The organism is Nocardioides marmoraquaticus (genome assembly GCF_054777915.1).
The window spans coordinates 50,288-66,349 of sequence record NZ_BAAHAA010000014.1 but is presented as its reverse complement, the minus strand read 5'-3'; the positions used below and the strand labels follow the sequence as shown (position 1 = coordinate 66,349).

The 16,062-nt window shown below is 73.7% G+C and carries 21 protein-coding genes; 10 read left to right on the top strand and 11 right to left on the bottom strand.

The window, feature by feature from the left end; all coding sequences use genetic code 11:
• Window positions 1-21 precede the first annotated feature (21 nt).
• The 3 genes from ACYU8I_RS11980 to ACYU8I_RS11970 are packed head-to-tail and all read right to left on the bottom strand — an operon-like array spanning window position 22 to window position 1,898.
• The gene (locus tag ACYU8I_RS11980; RefSeq protein WP_460841017.1) at window positions 22-618 is read right to left on the bottom strand and encodes a toprim domain-containing protein; all 597 of its coding nucleotides are present in this window, start codon (window positions 616-618) and stop codon (window positions 22-24) included.
• A gap of 13 nt (window positions 619-631) precedes the next feature.
• On the bottom strand, window positions 632-1,549 hold the full coding sequence (locus tag ACYU8I_RS11975; RefSeq protein WP_460841015.1) for an aminoglycoside phosphotransferase family protein: 918 nt from the start codon (window positions 1,547-1,549) through the stop codon (window positions 632-634).
• A gap of 7 nt (window positions 1,550-1,556) precedes the next feature.
• Window positions 1,557-1,898 carry a TraR/DksA family transcriptional regulator gene (locus ACYU8I_RS11970; RefSeq protein ID WP_460841013.1) on the bottom strand — a complete coding sequence of 114 codons (342 nt, stop codon included), beginning with the start codon at window positions 1,896-1,898 and terminating at the stop codon, window positions 1,557-1,559.
• Between the two features lie 94 nt (window positions 1,899-1,992).
• On the opposite strand from ACYU8I_RS11970, the gene ACYU8I_RS11965 reads away from it, so the two are divergent.
• The 4 genes from ACYU8I_RS11965 (at window position 1,993) to ACYU8I_RS11950 (ending at window position 4,384) form a co-directional block, all read left to right on the top strand.
• Complete coding sequence (locus ACYU8I_RS11965) at window positions 1,993-2,472, top strand: hypothetical protein (protein ID WP_460841010.1); 480 nt, start codon at window positions 1,993-1,995, stop codon at window positions 2,470-2,472.
• Window positions 2,469-2,927, top strand: a complete 459-nt coding sequence (locus ACYU8I_RS11960; protein WP_460841008.1) for a hypothetical protein — start codon at window positions 2,469-2,471, stop codon at window positions 2,925-2,927. The genes ACYU8I_RS11965 and ACYU8I_RS11960 overlap by 4 nt, the downstream gene beginning before the upstream one ends.
• Entirely contained in the window at window positions 2,924-3,235 is a 312-nt protein-coding gene (locus tag ACYU8I_RS11955) for a transcriptional regulator (protein ID WP_460841006.1), read from the top strand. Before ACYU8I_RS11960 ends, ACYU8I_RS11955 begins: the two co-directional genes overlap by 4 nt.
• 120 nt (window positions 3,236-3,355) lie before the next feature.
• Complete coding sequence (locus tag ACYU8I_RS11950) at window positions 3,356-4,384, top strand: Atu2307/SP_0267 family LLM class monooxygenase (RefSeq protein ID WP_460841004.1); 1,029 nt, start codon at window positions 3,356-3,358, stop codon at window positions 4,382-4,384.
• On the opposite strand, the gene ACYU8I_RS11945 is transcribed toward ACYU8I_RS11950, so the two are convergent.
• The 3 genes from ACYU8I_RS11945 to ACYU8I_RS11935 all read right to left on the bottom strand — a co-directional run bounded on the left by ACYU8I_RS11945 (window position 4,381) and on the right by ACYU8I_RS11935 (window position 6,448).
• Complete coding sequence (locus ACYU8I_RS11945; RefSeq protein WP_460841002.1) at window positions 4,381-5,013, bottom strand: DUF7002 family protein; 633 nt, start codon at window positions 5,011-5,013, stop codon at window positions 4,381-4,383. The two genes, ACYU8I_RS11950 and ACYU8I_RS11945, sit on opposite strands and share 4 nt — an antisense overlap.
• 71 nt (window positions 5,014-5,084) lie before the next feature.
• Complete coding sequence (locus ACYU8I_RS11940) at window positions 5,085-5,744, bottom strand: class I SAM-dependent methyltransferase (RefSeq protein WP_460841000.1); 660 nt, start codon at window positions 5,742-5,744, stop codon at window positions 5,085-5,087.
• A gap of 59 nt (window positions 5,745-5,803) precedes the next feature.
• On the bottom strand, window positions 5,804-6,448 hold the full coding sequence (locus ACYU8I_RS11935) for a dihydrofolate reductase family protein (RefSeq protein ID WP_460840997.1): 645 nt from the start codon (window positions 6,446-6,448) through the stop codon (window positions 5,804-5,806).
• Between the two features lie 96 nt (window positions 6,449-6,544).
• Between ACYU8I_RS11935 and ACYU8I_RS11930 the strand changes: the two genes are divergently transcribed.
• Entirely contained in the window at window positions 6,545-7,057 is a 513-nt protein-coding gene (locus tag ACYU8I_RS11930; RefSeq protein WP_460840994.1) for a DUF4188 domain-containing protein, read from the top strand.
• 43 nt (window positions 7,058-7,100) lie between these two features.
• Window positions 7,101-8,426: an amidase gene (locus tag ACYU8I_RS11925; RefSeq protein WP_460840993.1), complete on the top strand. Its 1,326-nt coding sequence runs from the start codon at window positions 7,101-7,103 to the stop codon at window positions 8,424-8,426.
• A 3-nt stretch (window positions 8,427-8,429) separates the two neighbouring features.
• Here ACYU8I_RS11925 and ACYU8I_RS11920 read toward each other — a convergent pair whose 3' ends face one another.
• Window positions 8,430-8,876: a hypothetical protein gene (locus ACYU8I_RS11920; RefSeq protein ID WP_460840991.1), complete on the bottom strand. Its 447-nt coding sequence runs from the start codon at window positions 8,874-8,876 to the stop codon at window positions 8,430-8,432.
• Between the two features lie 214 nt (window positions 8,877-9,090).
• Here ACYU8I_RS11920 and ACYU8I_RS11915 point away from each other — a divergent pair, with 214 nt between their 5' ends.
• From ACYU8I_RS11915 to arr, 3 genes are all read left to right on the top strand, one after another.
• Window positions 9,091-10,302 carry a S8 family peptidase gene (locus ACYU8I_RS11915; RefSeq protein WP_460840989.1) on the top strand — a complete coding sequence of 404 codons (1,212 nt, stop codon included), beginning with the start codon at window positions 9,091-9,093 and terminating at the stop codon, window positions 10,300-10,302.
• A 424-nt stretch (window positions 10,303-10,726) separates the two neighbouring features.
• Window positions 10,727-11,005, top strand: coding sequence for a hypothetical protein (locus tag ACYU8I_RS11910; RefSeq protein WP_460841113.1), 279 nt, complete (start codon window positions 10,727-10,729; stop codon window positions 11,003-11,005).
• Window positions 10,996-11,406, top strand: a complete 411-nt coding sequence (arr, locus tag ACYU8I_RS11905) for an NAD(+)--rifampin ADP-ribosyltransferase (protein WP_460841108.1) — start codon at window positions 10,996-10,998, stop codon at window positions 11,404-11,406. The genes ACYU8I_RS11910 and arr overlap by 10 nt, the downstream gene beginning before the upstream one ends.
• A gap of 187 nt (window positions 11,407-11,593) precedes the next feature.
• Here the strand turns inward: arr and ACYU8I_RS11900 are convergent, their stop codons facing one another.
• Window positions 11,594-12,241 carry a response regulator gene (locus ACYU8I_RS11900; protein ID WP_460840987.1) on the bottom strand — a complete coding sequence of 216 codons (648 nt, stop codon included), beginning with the start codon at window positions 12,239-12,241 and terminating at the stop codon, window positions 11,594-11,596.
• Window positions 12,238-13,374 (bottom strand): sensor histidine kinase, encoded by a 1,137-nt coding sequence (locus ACYU8I_RS11895; protein ID WP_460840985.1) that lies wholly within the window; start codon window positions 13,372-13,374, stop codon window positions 12,238-12,240. The genes ACYU8I_RS11900 and ACYU8I_RS11895 overlap by 4 nt, the downstream gene beginning before the upstream one ends.
• 146 nt (window positions 13,375-13,520) lie before the next feature.
• On the opposite strand from ACYU8I_RS11895, the gene ACYU8I_RS11890 reads away from it, so the two are divergent.
• Window positions 13,521-13,970, top strand: coding sequence for a DUF6326 family protein (locus ACYU8I_RS11890; protein ID WP_460840982.1), 450 nt, complete (start codon window positions 13,521-13,523; stop codon window positions 13,968-13,970).
• Window positions 13,971-13,974: 4 nt separating this feature from the next.
• Here the strand turns inward: ACYU8I_RS11890 and ACYU8I_RS11885 are convergent, their stop codons facing one another.
• Together ACYU8I_RS11885 and ACYU8I_RS11880 are read right to left on the bottom strand one after the other, a co-directional pair.
• Window positions 13,975-14,571 carry an aggregation-promoting factor C-terminal-like domain-containing protein gene (locus ACYU8I_RS11885; protein ID WP_460840980.1) on the bottom strand — a complete coding sequence of 199 codons (597 nt, stop codon included), beginning with the start codon at window positions 14,569-14,571 and terminating at the stop codon, window positions 13,975-13,977.
• Between the two features lie 84 nt (window positions 14,572-14,655).
• Window positions 14,656-15,993, bottom strand: a complete 1,338-nt coding sequence (locus tag ACYU8I_RS11880) for an aminotransferase-like domain-containing protein (RefSeq protein ID WP_460840978.1) — start codon at window positions 15,991-15,993, stop codon at window positions 14,656-14,658.
• Between the last annotated feature and the right edge of the window lie 69 nt (window positions 15,994-16,062).

The following is a 16,062-nucleotide window of genomic DNA, read 5'->3' as shown; positions in this document are numbered from 1 at the left end:
AACCCTACCTGGTCGATCGGCTTACGCGTGTCCGCCGGTCGGCCCGCGGACGACCGGACCGATACCCACCTCGGCCAGCACCGCACGCAGCGGCGCGGGCACCCCGTCGGACCCGTCGCGAGCGACCAGCGCCTCGACGAAGAGCCGTGCGTAGCGGGCCTTGCGGCCGCCTCGCGACGTCAGGAACCGGCGCAGCACCCGCTCGCGCGACCAGCCCCGCTGGGCCGGCATCGCGGCCAGCCGTCGCAGCGCCCGAGACTCCCCCGCCTCGGCGACGACCCGCTCCACCGCGTCGGGGCCGAGCGCCCGCAGCAGCTCGTCCTCGAGGTCGTCGTGGCAGGCGTGGAACCGCTCGACAGGCACGCCCGCGTCGACGAGCACCCGACGCACCCAGTCGGCGGCCGGGGCGTCGTACAGGCCGACGACGGGGCCCTGGACCCGCGCGAGGTGCGCCCGCAGGTTGGTCACCCCGCCCATCGCCCGCACCTCGACGCCGAGCGCGCCGGGCGCCCCAAGCGCCTCGGCCAGGGTCAGCAGCGCGACGCGGTCGCTCTCCCCCTCGACGAGCACGACCGTGGGGACGGGCTCAGCCCCCTCGCACCCCGGCCCCTGTCCCATGGGCCGACGCTAGTCAGTCCTGCACGGCCTTGGCCACGGTGACGCAGGTCGTCAACCAGGTGCGGTCGGGCGCGCTGTCGCCACCGACCGGGTGGTCCTGCAGCTCCCACAGCGCGTTGACGAGCATCCGCACCACGACCCAGGCCCGGGCGCGGGCCTCGTCGAGCCCCGCGCCGTCGACCAGCAGGAAGAGGCGGCGCCGTACGCCGTCGCGCACGCCGAGCGAGCCGGGCCACGACAGCTCCTCGAGCCGGTTCCACAGCATCGGGGCGGGCTCGTAGTGCGGGTCGCCGGAGCGGGGCTGGGGGTCGATGACCAGCCAGGGCTCACGCTCGGCTGCCAGCACGTTGTCGTAGTGCAGGTCGCCGTGCACCGTGGTGCCGTCGGTGGCGTCGTCGGCGGCCAGGTCGCGTGCCAGCGAGGCGGCCTGCTCGACCAGGCGCCGCGGCAGCGGGGCGCTCCGGGGCAGTGCCGACAGCTCGTCGGCCCAGCGGGCGGCGGCCTCGCTGAGCAGGCGCAGCTGCGGCGCGGCGGGCACGTGCAGGGCGGCGTACAGCCCGGCCACGACTTCGCAGGCCTCCTCGTCCCAGCGCTGCGACAGGTCCTCGGGACCGATCCGCTCGAGCAGGAGGCCACGCCTTCGGGGGTCGGCGCGCAGCAGCCGACAGGCGCCGCGGCCGTTCCAGTCGCGGAGCGCGAGGTGCTCGTGCTCGACGTCGGGGTCGGGGCAGGCGAGCTTCAGCACCGCCGGCTGGCCGTCGGCGTCGCGCACCGGCAGCACGAGCGAGGCCTGGCCGTGCATCGGCTCGCCGTCGGGCACCAGCGCCCACCGCGCGACCAGGTCGTCGCGCAGCGCCGGCAGCCCCTCGACCCAGGCCTGCCAGTCGGGCCCGCGGGCCGCCATGGCGAGGACCTCGGCCGGCAACGTCACGGTGGCCTCAGCCGCGTCGCTGCGCCTGGGCCTCCTCGACCGTCAGCTCGGCGGTCGGCTGCACCTCGAGCCGGGCGTCGGGGATGGGGTCGCCGCTGAGTACGGAGCGGCCGTAGGTGCCGTCGGCGAGGCGCTGCTCGGCGCGCTCGATGGCCTCGAGCTTCTCGCGCAGACCCGCCTCGACGGCCTCGTCGCGCTCGCCGTACTCGATGGGCTGGGCCATGTCGACGGAGTCGCCCGCGTCGTCACGGCGCGGCTCGTCGCCGTCGTTGCCCTCGAGGTCGCGCAGCAGGCCCTCGACCTCCTCGCGCTCGGCGGCGAGCAGCTGACGTGCCTTGTCGTCGTCCATGGGGTCCTCTCGGGTGGGTGGTTCCGGGCCGAGGCGCTTCGTACCCGCTACCAGTGCTTGCCAATCCGGAAACCTTCTGCCTAAGGTTTCCGACATGGAAAGCGAACGCGAGCAGATCCTGGCACAGCTGCGCGAGAGCGAGCGCGGCGAGGTCGCGGCCTGGCTCTCATGGGAGCCGCGCCGGTGGTACGGCGCCTTCTTCGCCGCCTGGACCTTCGCCTTCGTCGCCAACGGCGGCCTCGCCGACGACGGGTTCATCGGCTCGAGCCAGGCCTACCTCGTGCTGACCTTCGTCGCGCTCTCCCACCTGTGGTGGCAGCGCCGCGAGGTCGGCGCCTACCCGACCGGATCGCAGCCACCTGAGCTGCGCTGGCCGGTCGTCGTCGCCATGACGGTCTTCGGCGCGGTCGTGCTGGTCTCGTGGGCGCTGGTCGTGGTCGTCCCGTGGTGGGTGGCCGCCCTGGGCGGGGCCGTGGCGACGTACGCCGTGATGGAGGCCTACCGCCTCGCCTACCACCGAGCTGCCGAGCGCGTCCGGGCGCGCCTCTCCTCGGGCCAGGAGGTCGCGCGATGAGCACCGACGAGCGCGACCAGCTGGCCGCCCAGCTGCGCGAGACCGAGCGGGGCGAGGCGGCCGCCTGGCTGACGTACCCGCCGTCGCCCTGGTGGTGGCCGTTCCTCTTCGGCGCCTGGACCTTCGCCTACGCCGGGTCCATCGGTTGGCTCGAGGGGCTCGCGCAGGCCGGCGCGACGTTCGCCCTGGCCCTTGTCATGATCGGCGTCATCGCCTGGGAGCGGCGTCGCCGTGGCGCATGGCCCAGCGGGCACGCGCCGCGCGAGATCAGACGGCTCATGACGGGGCTCTTCGGCGGGGCCGCCGTGGTGGCCCTGGTCGCGTGGTTGGTAGGCGAGACCGTCGGCGTGCTGCCGGCGGCCCTCCTCGCCGCCGGGGCCGTCACCGCCCTCGTGTGGTGGTACGGCACCGCCTACGACCGCGCCGCCGCGGAGGTCCGGGAGCGACTCGCGTGACCTCGCCGGACTCGGCCCAGGACTCAGCCCTCTCCGGGCTCGACCCCGTCCTCAACGCCCCGAAGCGGTTGGCCATCATGGCCGTGCTCGCCGGGTCGTCGTCGACCGACTTCGGCTTCCTGCGCCAGCACCTGCAGGTCAGCGACTCCGACCTGTCCAAGCAGGCCGCCGCGCTCGAGCAGGCCGGCTACCTGACCGTGCACAAGAGCGGCCGCGGCCGCGGCGGCACGACCTCGTTCCAGGTCACCAAGGCCGGCCGGGCGGCGTACCAGCGACACCGCGCCACCCTCCGTGCCCTGCTGGGGTGACGGCTCCCACGGGTCTCGACAGGCTCGACCGACGACGACCTCGGCGCCATCGCTGGTCGAGCTTGTCGAGACCATCCAGCCCCTTGGCGCGATGGCCACTCCAATGGTTGAATATTCAACATGCACGTAGGGATCGACAGCTTCGTCGCCGCCGTCACCGACCCGCGCACCGGCCACCAGGTCGGGCCGGAGGAGCGGATGGCCCACCTGCTCGAGGAGATCGAGCTCGCCGACCGGGTCGGCCTCTACTCGTTCGGCATCGGGGAGCACCACCGGGCCGAGTACTACGACTCCGCTCCCCCGGTGATCCTCGGCGCCGCCGCTGCGCGTACGACGAACATCCGCCTCGGCAGCGCCGTGACCGTCCTGAGCGCGGCCGACCCGGTGCGGGTGCTGCAGCAGTTCGCGACCCTCGACCTGATCTCGAAGGGGCGCATCGACCTCGTGGTCGGCCGCGGCTCCTTCACCGAGGCGTTCCCGCTGTTCGGCCTCGACCTCGCCGACTACGACTCGTTGTTCAGCGAGAAGCTCGAGCTGCTGCTGCGGCTGCGCGACGAGCAGTCGGTCACCTGGTCCGGCCGGCACCGGCCGCCACTGCAGGCGCAGACCGTCTACCCCCGCCCCCTGCAGGACCCGCTGCCGATCTGGGTCGGCGTCGGCGGCACGCCCGAGTCCTTCGCCCGCGCCGGCCTGCTCGGCCTGCCGCTCATGGTCGCGATCATCGGTGGCGAGCCGCGGCAGTTCGGCCCGCTCGTCGACCTCTACCGCCGAGCCGGCGCCCAGGCCGGCCACGCCCCCGAGAAGCTGCAGGTCGGCCTGCACGTCTTCGGGTTCGTCGGCGAGAGCACCCAGCAGGCGTCCGACACGATCTACCCGGGCTGGCACGAGATGTTCGCCAAGATCTCCCGCGAGCGCGGCTTCCGCCAGCCGACCCGGGCTCAGTTCGACACCACCTCCGGCCCCGACGGCGCGTTCTTCATGGGCGACCCGCAGACCGTGGCCGACAAGCTGCGCCGCGTCTCCGAGCAGCTCGGCGGCGTCGACCGCATCTCGATCCAGATGACCAACCCGCGCCTGGCCCACGACGACCTGCTCCGCGGCATCGAGCTCCTCGGCACCGAGGTCGCCCCGCTCGTCGCCGACGTCTAGCCAGCCGGCGGCGTCACGAACGCGACGTCCTCCGCCATCTCGAGGACGTCGGGCACGGCATGGGGCACGGTGACCTCGACGAGCGCCGCTGAGTAGCGGCGGCGGAAGTCGTCGTAGGGGTAGTCCCGGATCGGCAGCCAGGACCCGGGGCCTCGCAGGGGATGGTTGAGCTGCGTCACGGCTCCGCTGTTGAAGCGGCACAACCCGATCTGAGGTCCGTGGCGGCGGACGAGCTCGGCGGTGCGCACGGTCAGGACCACCTGCGGCTTCCCGCGATACTCCCGCGCCCCGAGCAACCGCTCGAGCCGCTCCCGGGTCGGGTGGAAGAAGACACGAGAGCTGAGCTCCTCCAGGAATCCCTCGAGCGTCGCCCCGGGGTCGAGCCGCCGCTCGATGAACTTCAGCGGCTTCTGGTCGCGGACCCAGGCGACGCCCTCGGACGACTCGAGCGTGTGCGTGCGCCGCCTCACCCTTGTCAGCAGCGCGGCCCGGGTGATCGCGTCGACGCCGTGCAGGTCGAGCAGCCGCTCGACGCTCAGCAGCCCGTGGCGCTCGATCGACGGCCACGACTCAGCTGCGGCCACGTGGTAGAGCACAGAGTGACGGGCCGCCAGCTCGTCACGCTCCACGCCGCCGATCCTGCCAGGAGTCGTGTGCCTGAGAGGGCGCCATGGCGCCCTCTCAGGCACACGACTCGGGCTCAGGCGGTGCGGCGGGCGAGGAAGACCGAGTCGCCGACCTCGATCTGCTCGCCCTCGTGGCCGTGCAGGCGGGTGCGCTGCTCGCTGACCACGACCTCGAAGCCGTCGGGCAGACCGGCCGGGAGGTCTGCGGCGAACCACATCGCGTTGCGGCGGGCGGTCGAGAGCTTCGTGAAGTGCTCAGACGGCTCGTGGCCGACCACGAGCAGGTGGCCGCCGGGCGCGACGGCCGCGGCGAGGCGTCGTACGACGTCGACGATGCCGCCGTCGGGCGGGTGCAGGTAGTGGGTGGTCACGAGGTCGAACTCACGACCGGCGGGGTCGAAGGTGCGGGCGTCGACCTGCCACCAGTCGCAGTGGTCGCCCACCCCGGCCTCGTCGGCGTGGCGGGCGGCGCGGGCGAGCCCGTTCGCGGAGAAGTCGGCGCCGGTCGCGCGCCAGCCCTGCTGCGCGAGCCACACCACGTCGCCGGCCTCGCCGCAGCCGACGTCGAGCGCGGTGCCCGGCTCGAGCTTCGCCGCCTCCTCGACGAGCGCGGGGTTGGGCCGCCCGCTCCACGTGGCGCCCTCCCCGGCGTACCGCTCCTCCCAGCCCGCGGGCTCGAAGTAGTCGGGGTCGGTCTCGGGAGAGGGGTCGTGGTGGTGCTCGTGCTCGCTCATGCCCAGACCATGGCGCGACGACGCGCGGGATGACAACTCCTGTTGCCGATCTAGCAACCTCAGTCGCGCCAGAACAGGTGGTGCTCGACGCCGTCGGGGCGCGGAACGACGTCGTGGTGGTAGCGGTCGTCGAGCTCGTCGGGCGAGGTCCAGAGCCGTGAGCCACCGCCCAGCTCGAGCGGTGCGACTGCGACGTGGAGGGTGTCGACGAGGCCGGCGTCGAGGAACTGCCGAACGGTCTGCGCCCCGCCCCCGAGCCGTACGTCGCGACCGGCGGCCGCCTCGAGCGCGAGCGCCAGCACATCGGCGGGCTCACCCCCGACGAAGTGGAAGGTAGTGTCGCCCAGGGTGAACGACGGCCGCTCGTGGTGCGTCATCACGAACACGGGGGTGTGGAACGGCGGCTCGTCACCCCACCAGCCCTGCCACGCGTGGTCGGTCCACGGTCCGCGGTGGGGGCTGAACTTGTTGCGGCCCATGATCTCGGCGCCGACGTCGCGGTGGAACTCCCGCACGAGGTGGTCCTCGAACCCCCGGCTGCCCCCGCCGTCGGTGCGCCCCGGCCAGCTCGCCGTGCCGAACGCCCACGACATCAGCTCGACCGGGCTCGCGTGGCCGAAGGGTCGCTCCAGGCTCTGCCCCTCGCCGGCGGCGTAGCCGTCGCGCGAGACCGAGAAGTTGTGCACCCTGACCTGCTGTCCCATCACTGCTCCTCCCGACGTCACCTGACCTGACCCCGCGACCGGCGCGGATCCATCGCTGGCGGGCGTAGCGTCGCGAGCGACCCGGAGGAGGCAGTGGTGGCAGCAGTGCAGCACGGTCGGTGGACGGCCGACCTGAGCGACGCCGGCGACGAGGTCGTCGTGTTCCTGATCGGGGTGCGGCTCAACAAGCCGTGGAAGGTGCGGCAGTGGTGGCCGGTCTTCACCGCGATGCCGCGGATGCTCCGCCACCTCGAGCAGCACCCGGAGAAGGGTCTGCTCGGCTACCGGCAGGCGCTCGCACCGTCGCCGATGCTCGTGCAGTACTGGCGCTCCTTCGACGACCTCGCCCGCTTCGCCCGCGACAGCGACGACCCTCACCTCGAGCCGTGGCGGCAGTTCAACCGCCGCGTCGGGGCCTCGGGCGACGTCGGCATCTGGCACGAGACCTACCGCGTCCGCACCGCCGACATCGAGTCGATCTACGGCAACATGCCGGTCGCGGGCCTCGCCGCCGCGACCGCGTCGGTGCCGGTACGGCGCGGCCGGCAGTCGGCGGCCGCCCGGATCGGCGCGAGCACCACCGACGACCCGGCGCTGCCGACGTACTGACCTCACCGGCGCGCCCGACCGGGGCGTCCCCCACAATCTCGCCGTGGAGGAGAGCGCTCTCGCGGTGGCCCGCGCCGTACGCCGTGGCGAGCGCACCGCCGAGGAGGTGCTCGAGGCGCACCTCGCGGTGGTGCTGGCCGACAACCCGGAGATCAACGCCCTGGTCCACGTCGACGCCGAGGGCGCCCGGGCGCAGGCGCGGGCGCTCGACGAGCGGGTCACGGCAGGTGCCCACGTCGGGGCGTTGGCCGGCGTGCCCGTGGTCGTCAAGGACAACATCGACGTCGGCGGGCAGGTCACGTCGGCGGGCTCGGCCGGGCGCTCCCCCGTCACCGCCGCCCGCGACGCCACCGCGGTCACCCGGCTGCGGGCGGCAGGCGCCGTGGTGCTGGGCCGGGCCAACATGGACGAGCTGGCCATGGGTGCCTCGACCCAGACCTCGGCCTTCGGCCCCACCCGCAACCCACTCGACCCGCGCCGCAGCCCCGGCGGGAGCTCGGGCGGGTCGGCGGCCGCGGTCGCTGCGGGCATGGCCCCGGTCTCGCTCGGCACCGACACCGGCGGGTCGATCCGCGAGCCCGCCTCGCAGTGCGGCCTGGTCGGCGTGGCACCGTCGCGCAGCCTCGTCAGCCGGCGCGGCGTGCTGCCCTTCGACCCCGACCTCGACACCGTCGGACCGCTCGCCCGGACCGTCGCCGACGCCTGGGTGACCACCGAGGTGCTGGCCGGCCGACGGCTGCGGCCGCAGCGCCGCGAGCGCCTGGTCGTCGGGGTGCCCGACGAGCTGCGCGGACCGGCCAACCACCCCGGCGTGCTCGCGCTGCTCGACGCCGCGCTCGACCGGCTGCGCGCGCTGGGCTGCGACGTACGGCGGGTGCGGCTGCCGAGCGCGCCGGGCGCCCTGGAGACCTACATGGTGCTGACCTCGGTCGCGGCGCTGCCCGTGCTGCGGCACCGGGTGCAGACGCCGCACGCCGGCGCCGAGGTGGTGCGTCGTCACGAGTACGCCGACCGGTTGCTGCGCGAGGGCGGGCACCTGGTCACGTCGGCCGCCGAGGCGCGCGACCGGCTGCGGGGCGAGGTCGCGGCGGCGCTCGCCGAGGTCGACCTGCTCGTCTCGCCCACGATGCCGACGACGGCGCCCATGCTCTTCGGCGCGGCGAGCCCCGAGGAGCTGACCGACCCGCTGGCCCGCCCCTACACCGACTGCTGGACCGTGGTGACGAGCCTGGCCGGGGTGCCGTCGCTGTCGGTGCCGATGGGGCTCTCCGCCGACGACGGCATGCCCGCCGGGCTTATGCTGGTCGGGCCGGCCGGTCGCGACGGCGACCTGCTCGCCCTCGCCTCGCGCTTCGCCGGCGAGACCTGAGGCTCACCACAGCGTGCCCTGCGGCCGGAGCAGCGCCACCACCTGCTTCTCGAGGTACGATGCGTCGTCGCGCTCGGGCGTGACGGCCCAGCTGACCTCGAGCCCGAGGTGGAGCACGGCGCTTTGCGCCCAGTGCCGGGCTGTGCGCGCGTCGCCGTCGCGCAGCAGCGCGAGCTGCTGCTCGACGAAGCCGGGGTCGGCCAGCGCCCGGTCGAGGGCGGCCTCGCCGAGCCCGGAGACGGGGCCGCGCCCGGTCCAGTAGACCGTCAGCCGACCGCGCAGGCCCTGCGGCCGGCCGGCCCCGGCGCGCTCGCCGGCCGTGCCGACGTACCGCACCTCGCCGGTCGGCTCCCGCAGCAGGAACACCCCCGGCTCGCGCGGGGCGTGGGCGCGCGCGTCGGCGTACGCAACCCACGGCGACCAGTCGGCGAGCACGTCGAGGGAGGACATGGCTGGATGCTGCCGTCGACCACCGACAAGTCACGTTCCTGCAGCGAAGATCACATCTGCAGGTTCGTGCAACGACCAAGTCTGAGCCTCCCCAGATCGGACGGGCTGGGTTGTGATCGTCGACAGCGACGCACGCCGAGCTCGCCGATCGTCCTTCTCGGGACGGTGACCAACCGTGACCTCCCGGGGTCGGAACGAAAGGCACTGCCACCGCATGACCACCCACACCACCCGGCGCTCCACCCGTCGCGCCGGCATCGCCACCCTCTCCGCGCTGGCCCTCACCGGTGCCGCGCTCTCCACCGTCGGCTCCACCGCCGCCACCGCGGCTCCCTCCGACGACACCGCTGCGCCGCTGGTGCAGGCCGAGGGCCAGGCGATCTCCGGGCAGTACCTCGTCTTCCTCGACGCGAAGGCCACCACGAAGCAGGTCAACGGCTCGGCGAACGCCGCCGAGGCCAGCGGCGGCCAGGTCGAGGACCGGTTCACCAACCTCAAGGCCTACTCCGCCGAGCTGTCGCAGGCCGAGCTCGACGACGTGCGCAACGACCCGCGGGTCTCGTTCGTCGCGGAGGACCAGAAGGTCACCACGATGGCCACCCAGTCGAACCCCACCTGGGGCCTCGACCGCATCGACCAGCGCAACCTGCCGCTGAGCCGCAGCTACACCTACAACGCCACCGGCTCGGGCGTGAAGGCCTACATCATCGACACCGGCATCAACGCCTCGCACTCCGACTTCGGCGGCCGCGTCGGCGCCGGCGCCACCTCGATCAGCGACGGCCGCGGCACGGCCGACTGCAACGGCCACGGCACCCACGTCGCCGGCACCGTCGGCGGCTCGCGCTACGGCGTCGCCAAGAACGTCACGCTGATCCCGGTCCGCGTGCTCGACTGCAACGGCTCCGGCTCCAACGCCGGCGTCGTCGCCGGCATGGACTGGGTCGCCGGCCAGGGTGGCGGCGGCGTCGCCAACATGAGCCTCGGCGGCGGCGCCAACACCGCCACCGACCAGGCGATCGCCCGGATGACCGGCGCCGGTGTCACCACCGTCGTCGCGGCGGGCAACGAGAACCAGAACGCCTGCAACGTCTCCCCGGCCCGCGCCCCCTCGGCGATCACGGTCGGCGCGACGACCAACACCGACGCGCGCGCGTCGTTCTCCAACTTCGGCTCCTGCGTCGACATCTTCGCGCCCGGCCAGAACATCACCTCGGCCTGGATCGGCTCGACCACGGCGACGAACACCATCTCCGGCACCTCGATGGCCTCGCCGCACGTGGCCGGTGTCGCCGCGCAGTACCTCCAGCTCAACCCCGGCGCCTCCCCCTCGACCGTGACCAACGCGATCGTCGGCAACGCCACCACCGGTGTCGTCTCCGGCACCAACGGCTCCCCCAACCGCCTGCTCTTCACGAGCTACTGAGCAGCAACCCCTGACCGGGGCCGGGACGGCGTCCATCTCCTTCGCCGTCCCGGCCCCGCTCCACGTCCGGCCCCCCGCTCGTCCTCGTTCCGCTCCCTGAGGAGCCCGCGAGGTACGAGCGGGCGTCACGAAGGGCGCAGCCCCCGGTGGTCGATGCCCTCCCCCGCTCCCTGAGGAGCCCGCGAGGACCGAGCGGGCGTCACGAAGGGCGCGCCCCCCGATGGTCGATGCCCTCCACCGGTCCCTGAGGAGCCCGCGAGGAACGAGCGGGCGTCACGAAGGGCCCGTGCCTCGGTGTGTCGATGCGGTTGCTCAGCCGCAGGGGTGCGAGTCCTCGCGAGCGAGATCGTGTGGGATTGCTGCGTCCACGCAACAGCAAGTCCACACGATCAGCACTCCGCAGCAGCTCACCTACCCTGGACCCATGGCCCTGACCACCGAGCGCCCGGCCGAGCGCCTCGACGAGGACCCGGTCGCGCGCATGTTCGCGAGCCGGTCGGTCGCCGAGCACGTCGTACGCGGCGTCGTCGGTGCCGTGCTCGTCGTGGCCGCCCTCGCCTACGCCGGTACGACGCCCTGGGCGCTGCTGCTGGCGGTCCCCGGCGTCGTCGCCTGGCGCGGCTGCCCGACCTGCTGGACCCTCGGCCTGATGGCGACCATCTCCCGCGGCCGCGTCGGCTGCACCGACGACACCTGCTCGTGAGCGTGCTCGACCAGGGGCCGTTCTTCCACGGCACCAAGGCCGACCTCGAGGTCGGCGACTTCCTGACGGCGGGCCGGCGGTCCAACTACCGGCCGTCGATCATCATGAATCACGTCTACTTCACCGCCACGATCAACGGCGCCGGCCTCGCCGCCGAGCTCGCGGCGGGCGACGGCGAGCCGCGGGTGTACGTCGTCGAGCCCACCGGCGAGTGGGAGGACGACCCCAACGTCACCGACAAGAAGTTCCCCGGCAACCCCACCCGCTCCTACCGCAGCCGCGACCCGATCCGCATCGTCGACGAGGTCCACGACTGGCCCCGCCTCACCCCCGACGAGCTCGCTGGCTGGCGCAGTGCTCTCGCCCGTATCGAGGCCGAGAAGGGCGAGATCATCAACTGACCTGCCCTCGCTTCCTGAGGTGCGAGCACAGCGAGCCACCTCCGCTCCCGCGCGGCGACGACTCGAGGCCCTCCGTGCAGACGTTGACGACGTCGACGGTGTGGGAGGCGACTGCCGACGGCGCGGGCCTGCGTGACGAGATCCGGGAGATCCTGCGCCAGGCGACCGGGGCGATCCAGCGGACCGATCAGACCCGTCTGGTGTCGTGGGCCCAGATCGCCACCTCGACCCGGTTGCGGGCGCCGAGCTTCGTCATCAGCGAGGCGACGTGCGTCTTGACCGTGCTGAGCCCGACGTAGAGCTCGGCGGCGATCTCGGCGTTGGATCGCCCCCGCGCGACCAGCAGGAGCACCTCCTCCTCGCGCTCGGTCAGCGGGACGAGTGGCTGGTCCGGCGCCGTCGGGGCCTGGTCGGCGAACGACGCCAGCAGTCGCCGCGTGACGTTGGGGGCGATGAGCGCGTCGCCGGCGGCGGCGGCGTGGATGGCCTGCACGAGCAGCTGGGGTCCGGCGTCCTTGAGCAGGAAGCCGCGAGCGCCGGCTCGCAGCGCGCCCAGCACGTAGTCGTCGAGGTCGAAGGTCGTGATCACCACGACGGCCATCGGGTCGCTCACGTCGGGGCCGGCGAGCCGCCGGGTCACCTCGACGCCGTCGAGGCCGGGCATGCGGATGTCGACGAGGAGCACGTCAGGACGCAACCGGGTCGCGACCTCCAGGGCAGCGATCCCGTCGGCCGCCTCGCCGACGACCTCGATGTCGGGCTGGGCATCGAGGATCATGACCAGCCCGGTCCTGACCAGGTCCTGGTCGTCGGCGACGACGACGCGGATGCTCACGACTCCACCACGGGCAGCGCGGCCTCGACCGTCCAGCCACCGCCCGGCGCCGGACCGGCGACCAGGGTCCCGCCGAGGAGCTCGGCGCGCTCCCTCATGCCCTGCAGGCCGTAGCCGGGCTCGGCCCCGGCCCTCGCCCCGGTGGCCCCGTCGTCACCCACCCGCAGCCGTACGACGTCTCCGTCGCGCCGCACCTCGATCGTGACGCGGGTGGCGCCGCGTGCGTGGCGGCGGGCGTTGGTCACCGACTCCTGGGCGAGCCGGTAGAGCGCGGCGTCGACGGCCGCCGGCAGACCGGTCGCCGACCCGTCCACGTGCACCACGACGTCGGGTGTCTCCCCTGATCGGGCGAGTGCGGGCAGGTCACCGACGCCGCGCCGGGGCGCGAGGTCGTCGGCGTCGTCGTCACGCAGCACCCGCACCATCGCCCGCATCTCGGTCAACGTGCGCGAGGCCTCCGCCTCGATCGCAGCCAGCACCTCGACGGCCCTTGCAGGCTGGGCCACGGCGACGACCCCTCCGCCCTGCGCCTGCACCGCGATGGCCGACACGTGGTGGGCCACGGTGTCGTGCAGCTCGCGCGCCAGCGCCACCCGCTCCTCGTTGCGGATCTCGCGCTGCTGGCGCAGCCACGCCTCCGCGCGGTAGCGGAAGACGGCGGCCAGGGCGGCGACCAGCAGCACCAGGACGATGCCGCCGAACACCTCCGCCCCGCCGGCCGAGGCGGCGTACAGGCCCAGCACGACGACGACGGCGACGACCGCGGCGCCCAGGAGCACCTCGCATCCCGAGCCCCACCGCACCAGCGCGAAGAGCAGCACCAGCACGACCAGCATCGCGGAGGGCCCGACGTCGGCGGACCCCGCGAGCAGCTGCAGCAGCGAGAAGCACCCGGCCACGCCCCACCCGGCGACCACGGCGACCAGCGGGTGCTGCCGGCGCCAGAGCAGAGCCGGCGCCACGGCCAGAGCGAGCACGGTTGCGACCACGGGCCAGACCGGGCTGGGCCGTACGACGCCTTCGGCGACGACGGCTGCGGCGTACGCCCCGGCGATCACGACGTCGAGGCGACCGACCGGGGGCACCGCGGCCGGCCGGGGCTCGTGCCAGGCGACGCGCTGGACCGTGACCACGGCACCAGGGTAGGGACCAGCGGCGCCCGGCGTACCGACCAAAAGGACGAGGCGACGATCGTGCTTCCGGCTGCGAGTGGCGGCCCTCGGACCGAGGCACCGCAGGGGCGGGGTCGGCGAGCGTGGGGGCACCAACCCCTTCGACGATGGAGACCCTCGTGCTCGACGACCAACCCGCCCCGGTCCGGACCAGGCTCGCTGCCGCGTGGACGAGCTTCGCGCTGCTCTACGCCTACGTCGACATCCTGCACTTCTACACACCCGGGGCGATCAGCGACATCCTCGACGGCCGGGTCTTCGAGTTCGACCTGTCGCAGACCTTCTCGACGTCGGCGCTGGCCCTGGTGTCGGTGCCGATCCTCATGACCGCGATGTCGGTCACGCTGCCCGCGCGCGCCGCCCGCGTGCTCAACCTGGCGGTGGCCGCGCTCTACGTGCCCGTGACGGCCTTCAACCTCGCGGGCGAGACCTGGCTGGCGTTCTACGGCCTCGGGGTCGCGCTCGAGCTGGCACTCCTCGTTCTCGTCGTCCGCTGGTCGTGGGCCTGGCCGCACGCCGCCTCGACCGTGCCCGCGAGCGCGGCCGCGGTGCGCTGAGTCGTCAGTACCAGCCGACGCGCTCGGAGTGCTCCCACGCGCCCTGGGGGCTGCCGTAGCGCGCGGCGATGTAGGCCAGGCCCCAGGTGATCTGGGTCTCCGGGTTGGTGCGCCAGTCGGGAGCGACGTCGGCCATCTTCTCGCCCGGCAGCGACTGCGGGATGCCGTAGGCGCCCGAGGACGGGTTCTCGGCCAGGTGGTTCCAACCGGACTCGCGCTGCCACAGCGCGTCGAGGTACTGCCACTGGTCGGCCGCCGCGCCGAACTCGAGCATCAGCGTGTAGCCGAGCGCCCGGTTGGAATTCGGGTCGATGTCGTCGGGCAGCACCTCGGGGGATGCGGTCGCCAGGTTCGCCGCGACCCGCTCCGCGCGCATGGCCAGCTGCTTGACGATGACGGCGCGCGGCACGCGGGCGGCGGCACCCGTGCGCTGGATCGCGGCCGTCGTCCTCGTGGGGGCAGGTGTCTCTGCCGTCGGCGTCTCGACCGGCGTGGGGGACGCGCTCCGGGTCGGTGCGGCGGAGGCCTCGGACGACTTCGGCGCGAGCGGTGCGCACCCGGCGGTCAGCAGCGCGGCGACGAGCAGCGGGACGATCAACATCCCTCTGACCCCCGCTCGCCACGTGGCACATGCGTTCACCGGCACAGGCTCGCACAGCGGTCGACACCGTCCCGCCTGAACAGCTCAGCTCGCAGCGTCCTCCGCCACCACCCGCCGTACGACGGCCATGGCGTCGCGGAGGCGGTCGTGAGTGGTGGACCCGAGCGCGAGCCGGAGCGCCTGGGGCACGTGGGTGGTCGTCGCGAAGGGCTCGGCCGACGACACCGCGATCCCCTGGCCCGCCAGCGTCGCCGCGACGCGGTCGGCGCGGGCGTCCTCGGGCAGCGTGAGCCAGGCGACGTACGACTGGGGGTGGGCGCGGTACGGCCACCCAAGAAGCTCCTCCCGCACGATGACCTGCCGAGCGGCAGCGTCGACGCGTTTCGCGTGCTCGAGCCGGTCGACCGTGCCGTCGGCCAGCCAGCCGCAGGCGATGGCGACGGTCAGTGCGGGGGTGTTCCAGGTGGTCGCGCGGACGACCCGCTCGACGGCCGGCACGTGCGCAGCTGGGACTGTGAGGAACCCCACGCGCAGTCCCGTCGCGACGCTCTTCGAGATCCCCGCGACGTGCAGCGTCCGCTCGGGGGCAAGAGCGGCGAGCGGGGGTGGCGGGCTCTCGTCGAGGTAGGCGTACGACGCGTCCTCGAGGAGCAGCAGGTCGTGCCGCCGGGCGATCTCGACCAGGCGCTCGCGCTGGTCGGATGCGAGCACCCAGCCGAGCGGGTTGTGCACCGTCGGCATGACGTACGCCGCTCGCACCGCGCGGCGGGCACACAGCCGCGCCAGCGCGTCCAGGTCGGGCCCGTCCATCGACGACGGCACGGGCGCGAGCTCGAGGCGCAGCGTCTCGGCCAGCACCCGGAACCCCGGGTAGGTCAGCGCGTCGACGGCGACGACGTCGCCGGGCCGCAGCAGCGCCATGGCCGCGACGGCGAGCCCGTGCTGGGCGCCGTTGACCACGACCACGTCGTCGGCGCCGACGGCTAGCCCGCGGCGTACGAGGTGCTCGGCGGCGACGGCACGGTCCTGCGGACGACCGCCGTGGGGCTGGTAGCGCAGCAGCGACTCGAGGTCGCCCGCTCCCGCGAGGTCGCGCAGCGCGTCGCGCAGCAGGTCGGCCTGCCCCGGCAGCACGGGGTAGTTGAAGCTCAGGTCGACGGTGTCGGCCCCGACCGCCCGCTGGTCGACGCCGTGGCCCGGCGGCAGGGTGAGGTCGCGGACGAAGGTGCCGCGCCCCTGCTCCCGGCTGACCAGCCCCATGGCCTCGAGCTCGACGTAGACGCGCGTCGCAGTGGCCAGCGCGATCCCCTCGTCAGCGGCGAGGGCGCGGTGGGTCGGCAGCCGCGCTCCGGGCGCCAGCCGGCCCGAGCGGATGGACGACGCGAGGTCGTCGACGACGGACTTGTAGCGCGGGGCCGGCACGAGCCGGAGTGTATGCATGACAATTTCTTGACGGTACGCACGCCCGCGCCCGACGGTGTCCCCGACGAC

Excerpts from the sequence above, each read along its gene's own strand:
- ACYU8I_RS11970 (WP_460841013.1), bottom strand. The coding sequence starts at position 1,898 with ATGGACGACGACAAGGCACGTCAGCTGCTCGCCGCCGAGCGCGAGGAG.
- ACYU8I_RS11980 (WP_460841017.1), bottom strand. The coding sequence starts at position 618 with ATGGGACAGGGGCCGGGGTGCGAGGGGGCTGAGCCCGTCCCCACGGTC.
- ACYU8I_RS11890 (WP_460840982.1), top strand. The coding sequence starts at position 13,521 with ATGGAGACCCTCGTGCTCGACGACCAACCCGCCCCGGTCCGGACCAGG.
- ACYU8I_RS11940 (WP_460841000.1), bottom strand. The coding sequence starts at position 5,744 with ATGAGCGAGCACGAGCACCACCACGACCCCTCTCCCGAGACCGACCCC.
- ACYU8I_RS11915 (WP_460840989.1), top strand. The coding sequence starts at position 9,091 with ATGACCACCCACACCACCCGGCGCTCCACCCGTCGCGCCGGCATCGCC.
- ACYU8I_RS11935 (WP_460840997.1), bottom strand. The coding sequence starts at position 6,448 with ATGGGACAGCAGGTCAGGGTGCACAACTTCTCGGTCTCGCGCGACGGC.
- ACYU8I_RS11920 (WP_460840991.1), bottom strand. The coding sequence starts at position 8,876 with ATGTCCTCCCTCGACGTGCTCGCCGACTGGTCGCCGTGGGTTGCGTAC.
- ACYU8I_RS11950 (WP_460841004.1), top strand. The coding sequence starts at position 3,356 with ATGCACGTAGGGATCGACAGCTTCGTCGCCGCCGTCACCGACCCGCGC.
- ACYU8I_RS11885 (WP_460840980.1), bottom strand. The coding sequence starts at position 14,571 with ATGTTGATCGTCCCGCTGCTCGTCGCCGCGCTGCTGACCGCCGGGTGC.
- ACYU8I_RS11965 (WP_460841010.1), top strand. The coding sequence starts at position 1,993 with ATGGAAAGCGAACGCGAGCAGATCCTGGCACAGCTGCGCGAGAGCGAG.
- ACYU8I_RS11960 (WP_460841008.1), top strand. The coding sequence starts at position 2,469 with ATGAGCACCGACGAGCGCGACCAGCTGGCCGCCCAGCTGCGCGAGACC.
- ACYU8I_RS11910 (WP_460841113.1), top strand. The coding sequence starts at position 10,727 with ATGGCCCTGACCACCGAGCGCCCGGCCGAGCGCCTCGACGAGGACCCG.